The sequence below is a fragment of the Dysgonomonas mossii genome, assembly GCF_004569505.1.
GTDB lineage: Bacteria > Bacteroidota > Bacteroidia > Bacteroidales > Dysgonomonadaceae > Dysgonomonas.
Window position 1 is genome coordinate 1 of record NZ_SPPK01000046.1, and the last position, 488, is coordinate 488.

At 75.8% G+C, this 488-nt stretch carries 1 protein-coding gene; it reads right to left on the bottom strand.

Annotated features, from left to right (window positions below; all coding sequences use genetic code 11):
* Positions 1-488: hypothetical protein (locus E4T88_RS18865; RefSeq protein ID WP_497707125.1), on the bottom strand; the 488-nt coding region annotated here is incomplete at both ends.

A 488-nucleotide genomic window follows, 5' to 3' on the forward strand; every position in this document is an offset into this window, starting at 1 on the left:
ATGCCCAGCAGCGCGGCGCGGGGCGCGGCGGTGGGCGCCGTGGAAGTGCCCTGCGGCGATCCGCCCGCGTAGTGCGCCTGGATCGATTCGAGATAGCCCGGCATGAGCTGCTGCGGCAGCAGCGGAATGGCGGTCTCGGGCGCGACGACCAGCGCGGCATCGGCGGTGCGCAGCGCATCGCCGTACCAGCGCAGGGCCTGCGGAATGCCGCTGCCGGCCTGGAATTTCTCGTCCTGGGGGATGTTGCCCTGCAGCAGCGCCACGGACAGCGGCGCGGGCGCCTTCGCCTCCTGCGCTCCCTGCGCGCCGCAGCCGTCCACCGCGCAGTGGCGCTGTGCCGCCAGCCCCGCCCAGGCGATGGCGAACGCGGCGGCGACGGCCCAGCACGTCGGCCGGCGCAGATCGGATCCGCGCAGCTGCGCGGCCAGCATCGCCAGCCCGGCCGCCACGGCGCCGATGCCGTACACGCCGACCCAGCGCGCCAGCAC